This is a genomic window from Bradyrhizobium sp. SZCCHNS3002 (assembly GCF_032377435.1).
GTDB lineage: Bacteria > Pseudomonadota > Alphaproteobacteria > Rhizobiales > Xanthobacteraceae > Bradyrhizobium.
Genome location: NZ_JAUHHY010000026.1, coordinates 34,050 through 49,857, shown reverse-complemented (window position 1 = coordinate 49,857; position 15,808 = coordinate 34,050). Strand labels below are relative to the sequence as shown.

Genomic DNA, 15,808 nt, shown 5'->3' with positions numbered 1-15,808 from the left:
CTCTGACATCCCAAAGGAGCCAACCATGTACGTCCTGATCACCATCGTCGGCATTCTCGTCACCCTGTTCTTCCTCGCTGGATTCTGGCGCGGCCTGCAGAACGCCATCGCCGAATATCGCAGCGGCGCCGCCGAGCCGACCGACGTGCCCGACTATGGCTATGGCGGGCTGGCAGCGATCTCGGTGATCGCGTCCGCCGTCATCATTGCCGGCGTCGGCTTCACCCCCGCGATGATCTATGCCGGCCCGCTGCTTGCGCTGGTGACGGCGGCTGGATGCGGGCTCGCCTTCTTCGTCGAGCAGAAGAGCGCCTGATCACCGACCACCCGAAGTTCATGACGGACTGGACGAGTTTCGGACGCAAGGAGAGCATTGCATGACGACGACCACGAGGAAGAAGGCTCATCTTCTGGGATTCATCCAGCACGGCGTGAACAGTCACGCCACCGGAATGTGGCGCCACGTCAAGGACAAGATCGGCTGGGATTTCGCCCGGCCGGAATACTGGCAGCACATGGCCCGCACGATGGAACGCGGGATGTTCGATGCCATGTTCATCGCCGATGAGCTCGCGCCCTACAACACACACGAGGACAGCTCCGACGCGATCGTGAAATGGGCTGTGCAGTGCCCGACCCACGAGCCGTCGACGATCGTGCCGATCATCACCACCGCGACCAAGCATCTCGGCGTCGGCGTCACCCTGTCGACGGCGTTCGAGCATCCCTATTCGATGTGCCGCAGGCTCTCGAGCCTGGATCACCTCTCGGGCGGCCGCGTCGCCTGGAACATCGTGTCGTCCTACTCCAAGAGCGAATGGGATGCCTATGGTCACACCATGACCGAGCGCAGCGGCCGCTACGACCGGCTCGAGGAATACATGGAGGTCTGCTACCAGCTGTGGGATTCCTGGGAGCCGGATGCGATCATCGCCGACAAGGTGTCCGGCATCTATGCTGATCCCGCCAAGATCAAGGTCGTGAACCACGAGGGCAAGTACTACAAGTGCCATGGCCGGCATTTTTGCGCGCCCTCCCCGCAGGGACGGCCGGTGCTATGGCAGGCCGGCTCATCCAACCAGGGCCGCGACTTCGCCGCCAAGCATGCCGAGGCGATCTTCGCCGTGCATCCGAACGTCGACCGCATGAGGCAATATGCCGGCGATCTGAACGAGCGGCTCGCCGGCAAGTTCGATCGCAAGCCGGGTTCGGTGAAGCTGATCTACGGCCTGCAGACCGTGGTCGCGGAAACACGCTCGGAGGCGCAGGAGAAGTACGCGCGAATCAAGGAGTGCATTCCGCCGGAGGGCGCGCTGGCCTGGATGTCCGGCCATTTCGGGCTGGATTTCTCCAAGTTCGACGGCAATGCCATCGTGCAGAACATCGAGGTGCCGGGCATTCAGGGTCTGTTCGAGTCGATCATCTACGCCAAGGGCGGCGCGCCGGTGACCGTGAAGGAGGCGGCGATGATCTACGCGCAGGGCATGGGCATGCCGGTCGCGGTCGGCACCGCCAAGGACATCGCCGACCAGATCGAGCACTACATGGATGACGGCGGCGCCGACGGCTTCATGCTGGCGGCGACCTACACGCCCGGCTGCTTCGAGGAGTTCGCCGATCTCGTCGTTCCCGAGTTGCAGCGGCGCGGCCGGTTCAGGACGCGATATACGGGCACGACCTTGCGGGAGAATCTGCTGGAAGATTGAGTCTGGTGAGCCCCGCCGCCGGGCCGCCCTTCGAGATGCCAGCTTCCGTCATGCTGAAGAGTGCGGCTTGCGGCGCGTCTCGAAGGCCCCTGCTCAACGGCGCGCGGCTCAAGCGCTCAGCGCGCGCATCTCCGCATGCAGATCCGACTTGCCCTCGAAGCCGATGCCGGGGAGTTCGGGCATGGTGATGTGGCCGTCGATGACGTCAACGCCGTCGGGGAAGCCGCCATAGGGCTGGAACAGGTCGGGATAGCTCTCATTGCCGCCGAGGCCGAGGCCGGCGGCGATGTTGAGCGACATCTGGTGGCCGCCATGCGGGATGCAGCGCGACGGCGACCAGCCGTAGGTCCTGAGCACGTCGAGCGTGCGCAGATATTCGCACAGGCCGTAGGACAGCGCGCAGTCGAACTGCAGCCAGTCGCGGTCCGGACGCATGCCGCCATAGCGGATCAGGTTGCGGGCGTCCTGGTGGCTGAACAGGTTCTCGCCGGTCGCCATCGGGCCGGGATAGAAATCGGCGAGCGTCGCCTGCAGATGATAGTCGAGCGGATCGCCCGCCTCCTCGTACCAGAACAGCGGATAGTCGCGCAGCATCTTGGCGTAGGCGATCGCTGTCTCCAGGTCGAAGCGGCCGTTGGCGTCGACGGCGAGCTGGTTGCTCGGACCGATCTCGTCGAGCACGGCCTCGATGCGCTGGCGATCCTCCTCGATCGGCGCGCCGCCGATCTTCATCTTGACGACGGTGTAGCCGCGCTCGAGATAGCCGCGCATCTCCCGGCGCAGCGCCGAGAGATCCTTGCCGGGATAGTAATAGCCGCCGGCGGCGTAGACGAACACGCGCGGATCGGCCTTGCGGTTGTGGCGCTCCGCGAGCAGACGGAACAGCGGCTTGTCGGCGATCTTGGCAACCGCGTCCCAGATCGCCATGTCCAACGTGCCGACCGCGACCGAGCGCTCGCCGTGACCGCCGGGCTTCTCGTTCGTCATCATCGCCGTCCAGGCCTTGTCCGGATCGATGTTGTCCTTGGTGGCATCGAGCAGCGAGGCGGGATCCGCCTCGATGAGTCGCGCGCGAAACCGCTCGCGAATCAGGCCGCCCTGGCCGTAGCGGCCGTTGGAGTTGAAGCCGTAGCCGACCACGGGATGCCCGTTGCGCTCGACATTGGTGATGACCGCAACGAGGCTCGACGTCATCTTGGTGAAATCGATATAGGCATTGCGGATCGGCGATGAGATCGGCTTCGTCACCTCGCGGACGTCGACGATACGAACGGTCATGGTCAATCTCCTGATCGTGGTCGCGAGCGCCGCGTCAGAGCGAGGCGCCGGCGCAGATGGTGATGGTCTGTCCGGTGATGGCAGCCGCTTCCGGCGACAGCAGGAAGGCGGTGAGCGCGGCCACTTCGCCTGGATCGACGTAGCGGCCCATCGGCGGCAGCACCGGCGCGGTGCCGGCGCGGCTGCGGTCGCGCAGGAACGGCGTGTCCGTGGCGGCTGGCGCGATGACGTTGACGGTGACTTGGCGCGGCGCCAGCTCGATCGCCCAGGAGCGCGCGAGGCCGGTGAGTGCCGCCTTGGTCGCGGCGTACTGGCTGCGGCCGGCCGCGCCGTTGGCGGTGCGGCTGCCGATCAGCACGATCCGCCCGCCCTCGCGCATATCAGGCGCCAGCGCATTGGCCAACGCCTCCGCAGCGCCGACATGGACGCGCCACATGCCCTCACTGTCGTCAGGTGCGAGCTCGCCGAGCCGGCCGACCCGCATGTAGCCTGCGGCATGGACGAGCGCGGTGACCGTACCAACCTCAGCCAGGACCTCGATGAGCACAGGCGGGTCCGACAGATCAGCCTGCAAGCTCGCAAAACGCGGATGCGACAGCGCCGAGGCTGCACGGTCGATGCCGGTTACGCGCCAGCCGCCGGCAAGCAGGCGCTCGGCAACCGCGCGGCCGATGCCGGAGCTGGCTCCGGTCACCACGGCATGGCCGCGATCGGTGCTGCTGTCGTGGCTCTCCCCCGTCATCCCTTGTACGCAGCCGCCTCGGTCTTCACCTTCACGGCGTCGAAATTGTTGATCTTGTCGATCAGCTCGTTGGTGTAGAGCGCATCGTAGTCCTTGATGTCCAGCCCGTTCATCGCGGCCTCGGTGCGGAACTCCTGCTCGTTGATCGCGCCCATCTTCGTATCGGCATAGGGCGGCGCGTAGAGCTTGATCCGGCGGCTGATCGACTGCAGCACGGCCTTGACCGCCGCGTCCTCGCTGGCACCGCGCGGCGCCGTCTCCGGGTACATCTTGAGAAAGGCCCTGGCGCCGGCGGTCGGATTGGCGAGCAGGAATTGCGACGCCTTGCACACCGAGCGACCAAAGCCAACCAGGAGATCCCTGTCCTTCTCGAACGTCTGCGGCATCGCCATCAGGAACTGACCGCCGACCATCGGGATCGTGGTCGGACGCGGCAGATAGGCCAGCTCGATGCCAGCCGCCTCGATCTGGCCGAAGCCCGTATCGAAATAGGCGAGCGCATCGATCACGCCGCGCTGCAGGGCGACGCCCGCCGGCGTGCCGTTGCCGACCGCGACCCAGCTCACATCCTTGTCCGGATCGAGGCCGAGCGCCTTCAGCACGTTCTTGGTCACCGGATATTCGGTGGCGCCGAAGTCGGACACGCCGATCTTCTTGCCCTTGAGGTCCGTGTAGCTCTTGAGCGCGGAGCCGGGCGGGACGGCGATGTCCCATTTGTACGGATAGGTATATTGATAGAACAGTTTCGCGCCACCCCATTCGCCCTTGGCGAGCAGCGGCAGCGCCGTCGACGGCACGCCGACGCCGATGGTGACGGAGCCGCGGTCGGTCGCGACCTGGACGTTGGCATTGGTGCCGAGCGCCTGGACATCGAGCGAGAACCCTTCCTGCGCGTTGTAGCCGAGCGCCTCGCCGATCACGCAATTGATGATGGTGGCGTTGAGCGCCTTGAGCCCGACACCGAAGCGAATCTTCTTGGCGTCCGCCGCCATCAGGCCGGCCGGGGCGCCGCTCACCAGCAGCGCCGCGCTGGCGCTGCTCTTCAGGAATGACCTGCGCGAAACCATCCTACGTTCCTCCCTGCTGTCCTATTTTTTCCGATTGGCGCCCCAGTGCACGACCTTGGCCTCGCACCAGCGCACGATCCCGTGCAGCACGATGCCGAGCACGCCGAGAATGATCAGCGCGGCGAACACGCCGGCGACATCGGAGACGGCTTGCGCCTGGGTGATGACCACCCCCATGCCGCGCTGAGCGCCCAAGAACTCGGCGACGATCGCGCCGAGCAGCGCGTACACCACCGCCATGTCGAGGCCAGCGAAGATGAAGGGCGCGGCGTTGGGCAGCTTGACGATGCGATAGGTCTCGAACCGCGACGCCGACAGCGAGCGCATCAGGTCGATGCGCTCCGGCTCTACGGCGCGCAGCCCGGTGAAGCTGTTGATCAGCACCGGGAAGAACGACAGCAGCGCCGAGATCGCGATCTTGGAGCCGTCGCCGAAACCGAACCAGATCACGATCAGCGGTGCGATCGCCACCTTCGGCAAGCTCTGCAGCGCGAACGCATAGGGCATCACCAGCCGTTCGATGGCCTCGACCTCGGCCATCAGCGAGCCGATGACGAGGCCGAGCCCGACGCCGATGGCGCAGCCGACAGCGGCGTTGCTGAGCGTGCTCCACAGCGGCAGGTAGTAGCCGAGCGGACTGGCCGGGCTGACCGCGAGCCCCGACCAAAGCGCGCGGACCACCGCTTCGGGCTTCGGCAGGATGTAGGACGGGATGTTCAGCAGGTTGACCGCGGCGATCCAGCTCAGTATCAGCACCGCGAGACCGGTCCAGGCGATCGGCGATCCCAGGCTGATGCCGCGGCGTGGACTCGCTGGCTTCTGCGACATGGCTGACACGGCGACGTTGGCAAGATCAGTCATGGCCATGCTCCTGCGCATTGAGCAGCCCGCGGACCTCCCTTGCGAGCCGCGCATAGTCCGGGTGCAGCACGATGTCGTCGAACGACCGCGGCCGCGGAATGGGAACGGCGAGATCGGCCAGGATGCGGCCGGGACGCGCCGACATCACGATGACGCGGTCGGCGAGGAAGATGGCTTCCGAGATCGAGTGGGTGATCAGCAGGATGGTCTTGCGGTTCTCCTGCCAGATGCGCTGCAGCTCGAGGTTCAGACGCTCGCGGGTCAGCGCATCGAGGGCGCCGAACGGCTCGTCCATCAGCAGGATCTCGGGATCGCGCGCCAGGGCGCGGCAGATCCCGGCGCGCTGCTGCATGCCGCCGGACAGCTCATAGGGATATTTGTCGCCGAAATCGCCGAGACCGGTGACGGCGAGCAGACGTTCGATGCGATCGCCGGCCGGCGCATGTTTGCCGCCGACGCGCAAGGGCAGCCCGACATTGTCGCGCACCGTCATCCACGGCAGCAGGTTGGCGGCCTGGAACACGACGCCGACCTTGCGCGAGGGACCGGCGACGGGCTCGCCATCGAGCAGCAGCCGGCCATCGCTGTAGCCGTCGAGACCGGCGAGCAGACGCAACAACGTGCTCTTGCCGCAGCCGGACGGGCCGACCACGCACACGAACTCGCCCGGCTTGATATCCAGCGAGACGCGGCTCAACGCATGCACCGCCGCACCGGAGGCCGAGACATAGGTCTTCGAGACCTGGTCGATCGCGATCAGCACATCGTCGGGCGTGTCAGCAGCGCGCCGTTGCGCATCGTCGACATCCATCATCAGCATGAGCGTCCACCCGGTCTCTTGTTTTTATGATCACAGGCAGCGGCCGTCACCGGCCGTCGCCTCTCGTTGCTCAGGCTGCAGCCTGCACCGTCAGCCCGGCCGCGGCCACTGCGGCGCGGATCGCGGCCATCTCCTCGGCGCTCGGCGCATGCGTCGGCGGCCGCACGGTGGCATCGCGGATCACGCCGGCGACCTGCATCGCCGCCTTCATGCGGCCATGCGCCTCTCCGGTCGGCTCGCCGCCGCCATACACCGCGTCCTTCAACGGATCGATCATGGCCTGCAACTTCATCGCCAGCTTGAGATCACCGGCCGTCACCGCGGCGAACAGATCGTAGATGAGATCCGGAATCAGCGACGCGAAGCCGACCAACGCGCCGTCGACGCCCTGCACCATCGACGCCAGCAGGTATTCGTCGTGGCAGGTCAAGAGCGCCTTGTCCGGGGCCGCCGCGCGGATTGCCTTGAGGTCGCGGGCATATTTGTTCATCTCGCGGGTGCCGATCTTGAACGCCTGGACGTGGTCGAGCCGGGCGAGCTCGGCGAGCAGCTCGGAGGAGAACGAGGCGCGGGTCCAGGCCGGATAGACGTGCACGATCAGCGGCAGCCTGGTCGCATCGCCGATGGCGTTGAAATAGTCCAGGCAGTGCTCGCGCTTGAAGCCGAAGCGCAGCCAGTGATGCGGCGGCATGATGTCGAGCGCGGTGGCGCCGGCCTCCTTGGCCATCAGCGCATGCTCGATGCCGTCCTTGATGCCTTCGCAGACGACGGAGGAGATCGTCGGGCAGATGCCGGTCAGCGCCCTGGCGACGATGCGCGTCACCTCCGCGCGCTCTCTTGCGGTGAGGCTGAACACCTCGCCGGTGTGGCCGTTGGTCATGATGCCGACAATGCCGCGGCGCCTGCCGAGCCACGCCGCATAGCGCGTCAGCTCGGCCTCGTCGATCGAGTGATCGGCGTTGAAGGGGACGGCGATCGCCGGGATGATCCCCTTGAAGTTGGTCATGACGTTCATGTCGGACTCCTGATGAGTTCTGGTGTCATCGGCTGGAAACGGTGGCGGTGGCGCCGCCCATGGCTTCGAGCGCGCGCGACAATTGCGCCGCGGCGCGCAGCAGCGGCGCGACGCCGGTGCGCTCGAACTCATCGGCTGACACGCGCATGGTCGGGGCGGCGACGCTGATCGCTGCGAGCGGCACGCCGTCGCGATCGACGACCGGTGCGGCGAGCACGCACAGTCCCGGTGCATTCTCCTGATTCGAGAGCGCGTAGCCGGCGGCCTTCACCTGGCGCAGGCGCTGCAGCAGCGCGTCGAGATCCGTGATCGTGGTTTCGGTGCGCTTGATGCGCGGCTGCGCTTCGAGCACCTCGATCTGCGTCTGCACCGGCAGCAGCGACAGGATCGCCTGGCCGACAGCGGTGGAATAGACCGGCGCGCGGCTGCCGATCCGGACGTCGACGCCGAGCCGGACGAGGCCCGCCTGGATGCGCTCGACATAGACGATGTCGCTGCCGTCGAGCACCGCGAGCGAGGCGGCCTCGTTCATCTCGCCGACCAGGCTGCGCAGGATCGGGCGGGCCTGGTCGCGCAACTCCGAGCGAGCGATCGCGTTGAAGCCGAGGTCGAGGCATTTCAACGTCAGGCGGAAGCGCCTGGTGTCGCCGACCTTCTCGACATAGCCGAGCATCACGAGGGTGTTGAGCAAGCGGAAGGTGGTGCCCTTGTCGAGCGTGGCGCGGCGCGCGACGTCGGCGAGCACCAATTCGGGCGCGTCGCTCGTGAAGGCGTTCAGCACCTGAAAACCCTTGGCCAGCGACTGCACGACGCTTTTGCCAGCCTTGCTGTCCTCGTCCACGGGGGAGCTCCGCGTTTCCTGCTTGGCGCCGGGCCTTGACGACCCGCATCTTGTTTTGCTATGGTTCGGATTGCGAACTATAGTTCGAATATTAGAACGCGCCCAGCCGCATCTGTCAAGCGCGCTCGCACGCCGTATGCGCACGGCTTGAAATCCGCACAGCCGGCATGATCTCTCCTGAGGGCCGCGATATCTCGCGGCCTTTTTCAGGAGTCCCGCGTGAGCGTCGCATTCACCAAGGAAGAGAGCGCCGAGACGGCGGCCGAGACGCAGCTGCCCGACCGGCCGGTCTCGCCGCATCCGAACCTCGTCACCGACGCCGGCCTCAAGGCGCTGGAGGCGCAGCTGCTTCAGGCGCAGACGGCCTATGAAGCGGCGCAGAAAATCGAGGACGTGAATGAACGGCGGCGGGGGTCGGCGCTGCGCGACGCACGCTACTTTGCAGCGCGTGTGCGGACCGCGCAGGTGATGCCGGCACCGGCCTCGACCGATCAGATCGCGTTCGGCAGCACCGTGACGTTCAAGCGCGGCGACGGCCGCGTGCAGACCTACACTATCGTCGGCGAGGACGAGGCCGATCCGAAGCGCGGCATGATCTCCTACGTCTCACCGGTGGCGCGGCTGCTGATGGGCAAATCGGTCGGCGACGTCGTCGAGGTGACCGGACAAGAGCTGGAGATTCTCACGATCGCCTGAGGCGATGCCCATCACCCCGGCGGGAAACGATGCTCAAGGTTGGAATCATCTCCGACACTCATAGGCTGCTACGACCGGAGGCCGTGCGACGTCTGGCCGGCGTCGACCACATCATCCACGCCGGCGATATCGGCCGCCCCGACATCGTCGAGCAGCTTCGCTCGATCGCGCCGGTGACTGCGATCCGCGGCAACATCGACACGGCAGACTGGGCGAATGCCTATCCTGCGACCGAGACCATCAGGCTCGGCACACGTGCCGTCCATGTCGTGCATGACGTCCACGATCTCGCGATCGATCCTGCAACGGCGTGTATCGACATCATCGTGTCCGGCCATTCGCATCGCGCGGGCGTCGAGACACGCGACGGCGTGCTCTACCTGAATCCGGGCAGCGCAGGGCCGCGCCGCTTCAGGCTGCCGATCACGCTGGCGACGCTGGATATCTCCTCAGCCAGCCTGTCGCCCGTGATCCACGACCTCGGCAGCGGCTGACGCAAAGCGAAAGGGCGCCCATGGGCGCCCTCCCCGAACTCAGATGAGATCCATCGATCAGAAGCGATCGGCCAGCGCCATGCCGGGATCGCTGAACGAGGGACGGCCGGTCTCGACGTGGCCAGCGACGCGGCGATAGAAGCTGTCGTCGGTGTCGCTGGTGACGACGAAGTCGTACCACAGGCCGGACTTGCGCAGGTGCCAGTACAGCTCGCCGTGGCGTCCGGGTGCCGACACCTTGACGGTCCACGAGGTCGACGGACCGCCATGGCTCGGCCCCGGGAAGAACGTCGGCGCGCCAAAGCCGAAGCCCGGAGCATCGAAGTCGGGCGCCGAGCGGAAGCCGGGCACCGCGCCGAAGCCCACCGGATGGAAGCCGGGCAGCGGACCGAAGCCCGGACATTGCGGCTCCAGCGCGGCCGAGACCGAGGCGGTGACGGCCTGCAACGGCCCGTAGATCTCGTTCGACTTCACCGTGAAGCTCACGCGGGCATGGCCGTCATTGCGCAGCTGCATGTGCAGGCCGCCCTCAAAGACGTTGTAACCGACGAAGATCTCGGGGTTGGCGGCATTCGACGGCCTGACCTTGTCGAGGTCACCCTTGAAGTGACGGTGGAAGCCGTTCGGGCCGAGCACCCAGAGATCATACAGGCCATCGCTGCCGACGCTCCATTCGTCGTCGATCATCTTGCCGGCCTCGACGGTGTAGCGGCGCGGAATGAGATCGAGACGCTGCTTGTCGTAGACGTGGAACACGGCGCCGGCAAAGCCGGTGTTGGCGAACAAGAGCTTCACCTTGCCCGCGGCGGCGTCGACCTTCGCGGTGGCGTGCAGGATGTAGGGCAGCGGGCGCGAATAGCGCGCGCCGCTCTCCTGGAACAGCGGCTGCGGCGTCGCGGGCGCAACCGGGGCCGGCAAGGTCTTCTGATGCGCGTCCGAAGCCTGCCAGTTGCTCTGGTCGGGCAGCTCCGGGAAGCGCGGATCGTTGGGGCTGGCGAAATCGAACGCCGAGGTGAGATCGCCGGAGACGGCGCGGTGCCACGGGCTGATCGCCTCGACCTTGATGCCGAAGCGCTTCTCCAGGAAGCGGCCGACCGAAGTGTGGTCGAACACCTGCGAGTTGACCCAGCCGCCCTTGCTCCACGGCGACACCACATACATCGGCACCCGCGCGGACAGACCCCAGGGGCGGATGTTGCCGCTGACCGTGTCGGTCGCGGTCAGCACGTTGCCGACGGTGTTGGAGAAATACTCGCCGTCGAGCGGCAGGGTCGCCTTGCCCATCAGCTTGCCGTTGATGTCGTAGGACGGCACCGCGGGGGCCGGCAGATGATCGAAGAAGCCGTCATTCTCGTCGAAGGTCAGGAAGAAGACGGTCTGGCTCCAGACGTCGGGATTGGCCGTCAGCGCTTCCAGCACCTGGTCGGTAAAATTCCCGGCACGGGTCGGGCTGCCGCCGCCGGGATGCTCGGAATTGGCCTGCGTCGGCAGGATCCACGACACCTGCGGCAGGGTGCCGGCCATGACGTCGGCCTTCAGCCGGTCGAGATAGTCCGGACCGCCGGTCAGGCCGTGCACGTAGTTCGGATCGTCCGGCTGGGCGTGACGGAAGCTGGAGAACGCCAGACAGCCGTGCATTGCGCCGGTCCAGTTGTCGTTCATGTCCTGATAGATGTGCCAGCTCACGCCGGCCTTGTTGAGCAGATCGGGCAGCGTATCCCAGGCGAAGTCGCTGCCGACGTATTTGTAGTTGGCCTGCGGCTGCGGCTGGCCGGCGACCCAATTGTGCGGGTTCGGCCAGCAGCGCAGGTTGTTGGGCTCGGAATCGTTGGTGGTGGAGTTGATGCCCTGCGCGCGCAGCGCCGGGTTGAAGTTGGAGCCCGACCAGAACACGATGCGGTTCGGATCGGTGCCGGTGGTGATGGAAGCGTGGTAGGCGTCGCAGATCGTGAACGCTTCGGCGAGGGCGAACTGGAACGGGATGTCGTCGCGGCCGAAATAGCCCATCGCATAGGGCGTCTTGTACTTCGCCCAATAGCCCATCTTGCCCTGATTCCACGCCGCCTGGCTGTCGCCGAAGGAGTGCGGCGTGCCATAGCCGACCAGCGCGTTGGAGGTCGTGGAGTCGCGGTGATAGGGCGGGATCTCGCGGCTGCCGTCGGACTGGAACCAGACCGGCTTGCCGCTCTCGAGCGGGATCGGGAAGCGGTCGCCGAAGCCGCGCACGCCGCGCAGCGTGCCGAAGTAATGGTCGAACGAGCGGTTCTCCTGCATCAGGATGACGATGTGCTTGACGTCCTGAATGGTGCCGGTCCGGCGCCGTGCCGGAATGGCGAGCGCCTGGCGGATGCTGGCGAAGGCAGCCGCCGCCGTGGCGCCTGCCAAGAAATCGCGACGTGTTGTCATGCTGATACGACCTTTTGAAATCCTGAAGACCATCGTCAGGATTGGCGGGGCGAGCCCGGCCTGCTCCTGCGAACGTCCCTGGCGTATCAGCGCGGCTTGACAGCGCTGTGAAATTTTTATTTACGGAATGAGTCTGAATGAGATTTCCTCAGTGTCGGGGCGCAGCGTGACGGAATCGACCTTTCGTTCTGGACCGGGCGTGAACGGCATCCTGGCCCGCGTGCGCGAGCTGCAGAACGAGCTGCCGCCCAAGGCCAGGCAGATCGCGGAGCTGGTCATCGCCCGGCCGGAGCCGTTCATCCACATGTCGATCACCGAGGTCGCGGAGGCCTGCGGCGTCAGCGAGGGGACGATCGTGTCGTTCTGCCGGCGGGTCGGGGTGCGGGGCTTCCAGGAGCTCAAGATCATGCTGGCGCGCGACCTGATCGAGCCGGTCAGGCTGATCCAGGAGGACCTGCATCGCGGCGACGATCCGGCGACGGTCACGGACCACATCTTCGCCGCGCATGCCGCCTCGCTGCAGGAGACGCGGCGGCTGTTGTCGATGGACGCGCTGGCGCAGGCGGCGACGCTGCTGCGGCAGGCGCGGCGGGTCGAGATCTACGGCATCGGCAGCTCGGCGCCGATCGCGCAGGACCTGTCGTATCGGCTGCTGCAGCTCGGGCTGGCGGCCAATGCCATCGTCGACTCCCATGTCCAGGCGGTCAGCGCCGGGATGACCGGGCCCGAGGTCGCGACCGTCACCGTGTCGCATTCCGGCAGCACGGTCGAGACGGTGCTGGCGACCCGGCTGGCGCAGGCGGCGGGCGCGCGCACCATCGGCATCACCCGGCTCGGCAAGTCGCCGCTGGCGGCGCATTGCGAGGTGCTGCTCTACACCGTCGCCAACGAGACGCGCTATCGCCCGGAGGCGATGAGCAGCCGCGTCGCGCAGCTTGCGATCATCGACACGCTGGTCAGCTGCTGCGCGCTGACCGACACCGAGCGCTCGGTCGAGAAGCTGCAGCACGCGGCGCGCATCCTGTCCGAGAAGCGCTACTGACATCCGCGCCGCGCGCGAACTAATAATCCTTCAGCAGCCGCTCGATGTAGTCGAGCTCGAGCTGCGGCCGCGACTGATCGCCGAGCCGGCGGCGCAATTCTTCCAGGATGCGGCGGACGCGCTGGACGTCGATCTCGCCCGGGATCTTCGGCGAGAAATCGTCGATGTCGCGGCCGGGATGCATCGGACGGCCGAGCGGATCGGTCTGCTGCGCGCCCTGCTGGCGGCCGGCGCGCTGGCCCGGGCCGTCGCCCTGCTGGTCGCCATCGCCCTGCTGCATCGCCTCGGCGAGGCTCTGCGCGCCCTTCTTCAGCGCATCGAGCGCCTTGCCCTGCGACTCCACCGCGCCGTCGGCATTGTTGTCGCCGAGCTGGCTGCCGGCATCGCCCATCGCGCTGTCGGCATCGTCGAGCCCGTCGCCGGAATCGCCCTGGTCGCCTTGATCACCGGGCTCGCCTTGCTGGCCCGGCTGCCCCTTCTGGCCTTTCTGACCCTTCTGTCCCTTTTCGCCCTGCTGGCCCATGCCGCGCTTGGCGAGCTGCTCCTGCAACTGCTTCAGCCGGTCGCGCAGCGCCTGCTGGTCCTGCTGCAGGTCGCCCATGCTCTGGTCCTGGTCGCCCTGCTGCTTGTTGCGGTTGCGCCGGGAGTCCTGGCCCTGTTTGAAGGTCTTGTCGCGGAGCTGCTGCTGCTTGCGGATCATGTCGCCGAGCTCGTTGAGCGCCTGCTCCATGTCGTTGTCGCCGCCCTGGTTGGGCTGCGCCATCTGCAAATTCTCCAGCATCTGCTGAAGCTGCTCGAGCAGCTCGCGCGCGCCCTCCTTGTCGCCCTGGCGCGACAGCCGCTCCATGCGGTCGATCATGTTCTGCAGGTCCTGCTGGCGCAGCACCTTGGTGTTCTGGTCGAGCGGCCGCTGCGCCATCTGCGGGTTGTTGCGCAGCTGCTCGGCGAGCTGGCGCATGTAGTTGTCCATCGCCCGGCGCAGGTCCTCGGCGAGCTTCTTGATCTCCTCGTCGCTGGCGCCACGCTCCAGCGCCTGCTTCAGCGCGTCCTGCGCCGCGCGCAGCGCCTTGTCGACGTCGCTGATATTGCCATCCTCGATCGTGACCGCGAGCGCCCACAGGCTGGCGACGACCTCGCGCAGCGCGTCGTCGGTGCGCGCGGCCTCGAGCTGCCGCGTCACCGCGCGCAGGCCGAGATACTGGCCGAGCTCCGGAGAGAACAGCTCCGGCGCGATCGCCAGCGCGTCGAGCGCGGTGAAGACGTCGCCATTGCGGTTGCCGTCGAGCGCCAGCAGGCGCCGCTGCTCGATCAGCGCCCGCGCCAAGGGCTTGGTGAACAGCCGCTCCGGCAGCCTGGTCTCGAACGGCTCGCTGGTGCCCTCGTTGCCGGCCTCGTCCTTGGCGGTCAGGGTCAGCGTGACGTCGGCGCCGGCATAGGGGTCCTCGCTGAGGTCCTTGACGGTCTGGCCGACGCCGTTGCGGGTGCGCGCGTTCGGCAGCACCAGCGGAAACTCCGGCGGCTGGAACAGCGGCCGCGCGGCGGGCGCATCCGCCGTCTTGGCATCCGGCTTGGAGTCTGCCTTGGCCTCGGGCGCACGCGCGGCGACCTTGGCGCGGGCTTCGGTGACGCCGTAATCATCCTCGATCTTGTAGGACAGTTTCAGCGAGCCGCGCGCCTGGCGCTCGGGGTCCTTGGCCATGCTGATGACCGGCGGCTTGTCCGGCGTCGCCGAAAACACCCATTGCGGCTGGCCCGACGGCGCGCGCACATGCACGGTGCCGTCGGCCTTGATCGTGTAGTGCTTCTCGGTGGTGCCCTTCGGCGCGGCGTCGCCGGCCGCGACCTCGTTCGCCGCGGCCTCGGCGACGCCGCCACCGGTGATGACGTCGAGATTGCCGCCGCTGGAGCGGATGATCAGGGTCGAGCCCGCGGGCACCACGATCGGGCCGTTCGCCGGCACCGCGCCTTCCTTGTTGGCGGCGGAGAGGATGATCGGCGGCTTCGCGGTGTAGAGCGGCGGCTTGATCCAGGCATCGACGCGGACCGTGACCGGCGTCAGCACGCCGTTCCAGTCGAACGCGGAGGCGATGCGCATCGGCCGCTCGTCGCCGGCCGCAAACCAGGTCGCGACCAGCAGCACGACGACCAGCGCACGCACCGCCCAGGGATCGTGCAGCAACAGCCGCGGCCGCGGCGTGCCGGCGCGGATGCGCTTGACCGAGGCGAGCGTGCGCTCGCGCTGCGCCTGCCACAGCGCCTGCGCGATCGGATCCTTGGTGGTGAGCGTATCGGTCAGCGCGGTGGCCGGGCGATGCGCGATGCCCGAGCCGCGATCGAGCCGCGACAGGCCCTCCTCGCGGCTCGGCCAGCGGTAGCGCAGCATCGGCACGGCGGCGCCGAGCAGCAGCAGCAGAAACAGCGCGACGCCGATCATGCGCGCCGCGAACGGCAGGCCGAGCCACAGCCCGGCCCAGGACACGATCAGGAACAGGCCGACCACCATCAGCAGCCGCGCGAGATGCGGCCAGCCGCGCTCCCAGGCGATCGCGAGACGCGCCCGCTTCAGCGCCTGCGCCAGCTTCAGCCGCGCAAGGCCGTCTTGGGTCAAGCCATCGGGCGTGCTGCCTGCCGGCCCGGCCGGCTCGTTCGTGATGCCGCTCAACAATCTCTCCAGGTTGCCTGGATGTTCACCCTATCACAAAGGCATCCATGAGGCACGCACCGTGCCAAGACTTTCCCGCCTGTGCAGCCGCTTCACACGGGAGTGTGACCGGGGCGGGTTCCCGGAAAGCTACGGGCGTTCGGGGCCAACACCTGCGCCCTCCCCCACGACAGCGCGG

General features: G+C 67.1%; 14 protein-coding genes. 5 read left to right on the top strand and 9 right to left on the bottom strand.

The features are described 5' to 3' along the window. Positions 1–25: 25 nt before the first annotated feature. Complete coding sequence (locus QW845_RS33130; RefSeq protein WP_315805706.1) at positions 26–316, top strand: hypothetical protein; 291 nt, start codon at positions 26–28, stop codon at positions 314–316. A gap of 61 nt (positions 317–377) precedes the next feature. Further along, positions 378–1,706 carry an LLM class flavin-dependent oxidoreductase gene (locus QW845_RS33125; protein WP_315805705.1) on the top strand — a complete coding sequence of 443 codons (1,329 nt, stop codon included), beginning with the start codon at positions 378–380 and terminating at the stop codon, positions 1,704–1,706. Between the two features lie 108 nt (positions 1,707–1,814). Here QW845_RS33125 and QW845_RS33120 read toward each other — a convergent pair whose 3' ends face one another. The 7 genes from QW845_RS33120 to QW845_RS33090 all read right to left on the bottom strand — a co-directional run bounded on the left by QW845_RS33120 (position 1,815) and on the right by QW845_RS33090 (position 8,330). Further along, the gene (locus QW845_RS33120) at positions 1,815–2,984 is read right to left on the bottom strand and encodes a mandelate racemase/muconate lactonizing enzyme family protein (RefSeq protein ID WP_315805704.1); all 1,170 of its coding nucleotides are present in this window, start codon (positions 2,982–2,984) and stop codon (positions 1,815–1,817) included. A gap of 34 nt (positions 2,985–3,018) precedes the next feature. Next, complete coding sequence (locus QW845_RS33115; RefSeq protein ID WP_315805703.1) at positions 3,019–3,726, bottom strand: SDR family oxidoreductase; 708 nt, start codon at positions 3,724–3,726, stop codon at positions 3,019–3,021. Continuing rightward, the gene (locus QW845_RS33110) at positions 3,723–4,793 is read right to left on the bottom strand and encodes an ABC transporter substrate-binding protein (RefSeq protein WP_315805702.1); all 1,071 of its coding nucleotides are present in this window, start codon (positions 4,791–4,793) and stop codon (positions 3,723–3,725) included. Before QW845_RS33110 ends, QW845_RS33115 begins: the two co-directional genes overlap by 4 nt. 21 nt (positions 4,794–4,814) lie before the next feature. Then, positions 4,815–5,654 (bottom strand): ABC transporter permease, encoded by an 840-nt coding sequence (locus QW845_RS33105; RefSeq protein WP_315805701.1) that lies wholly within the window; start codon positions 5,652–5,654, stop codon positions 4,815–4,817. Then, positions 5,647–6,474: an ABC transporter ATP-binding protein gene (locus QW845_RS33100; protein WP_315805700.1), complete on the bottom strand. Its 828-nt coding sequence runs from the start codon at positions 6,472–6,474 to the stop codon at positions 5,647–5,649. Before QW845_RS33100 ends, QW845_RS33105 begins: the two co-directional genes overlap by 8 nt. A 70-nt stretch (positions 6,475–6,544) precedes the next feature. Beyond that, positions 6,545–7,489, bottom strand: coding sequence for a dihydrodipicolinate synthase family protein (locus QW845_RS33095; protein WP_315805699.1), 945 nt, complete (start codon positions 7,487–7,489; stop codon positions 6,545–6,547). Between the two features lie 25 nt (positions 7,490–7,514). After that, entirely contained in the window at positions 7,515–8,330 is an 816-nt protein-coding gene (locus tag QW845_RS33090) for an IclR family transcriptional regulator (RefSeq protein WP_315805698.1), read from the bottom strand. A gap of 219 nt (positions 8,331–8,549) precedes the next feature. On the opposite strand from QW845_RS33090, the gene greA reads away from it, so the two are divergent. Both greA and QW845_RS33080 read left to right on the top strand, forming a co-directional pair. Continuing rightward, complete coding sequence (gene greA, locus QW845_RS33085; RefSeq protein WP_315805697.1) at positions 8,550–9,026, top strand: transcription elongation factor GreA; 477 nt, start codon at positions 8,550–8,552, stop codon at positions 9,024–9,026. A 29-nt stretch (positions 9,027–9,055) separates the two neighbouring features. Then, on the top strand, positions 9,056–9,520 hold the full coding sequence (locus QW845_RS33080) for a metallophosphoesterase family protein (protein ID WP_315805696.1): 465 nt from the start codon (positions 9,056–9,058) through the stop codon (positions 9,518–9,520). A 57-nt stretch (positions 9,521–9,577) separates the two neighbouring features. Here the strand turns inward: QW845_RS33080 and QW845_RS33075 are convergent, their stop codons facing one another. Continuing rightward, a complete protein-coding gene (locus tag QW845_RS33075) occupies positions 9,578–11,926 on the bottom strand; it encodes a phosphocholine-specific phospholipase C (RefSeq protein WP_315805695.1) in 2,349 nt (782 codons plus the stop codon). A gap of 199 nt (positions 11,927–12,125) precedes the next feature. Between QW845_RS33075 and QW845_RS33070 the strand changes: the two genes are divergently transcribed. Then, the gene (locus QW845_RS33070; RefSeq protein WP_315805694.1) at positions 12,126–12,968 is read left to right on the top strand and encodes a MurR/RpiR family transcriptional regulator; all 843 of its coding nucleotides are present in this window, start codon (positions 12,126–12,128) and stop codon (positions 12,966–12,968) included. Positions 12,969–12,987: 19 nt separating this feature from the next. On the opposite strand, the gene QW845_RS33065 is transcribed toward QW845_RS33070, so the two are convergent. Continuing rightward, positions 12,988–15,630 (bottom strand): TIGR02302 family protein, encoded by a 2,643-nt coding sequence (locus tag QW845_RS33065; protein ID WP_315805693.1) that lies wholly within the window; start codon positions 15,628–15,630, stop codon positions 12,988–12,990. Positions 15,631–15,808 lie beyond the last annotated feature (178 nt).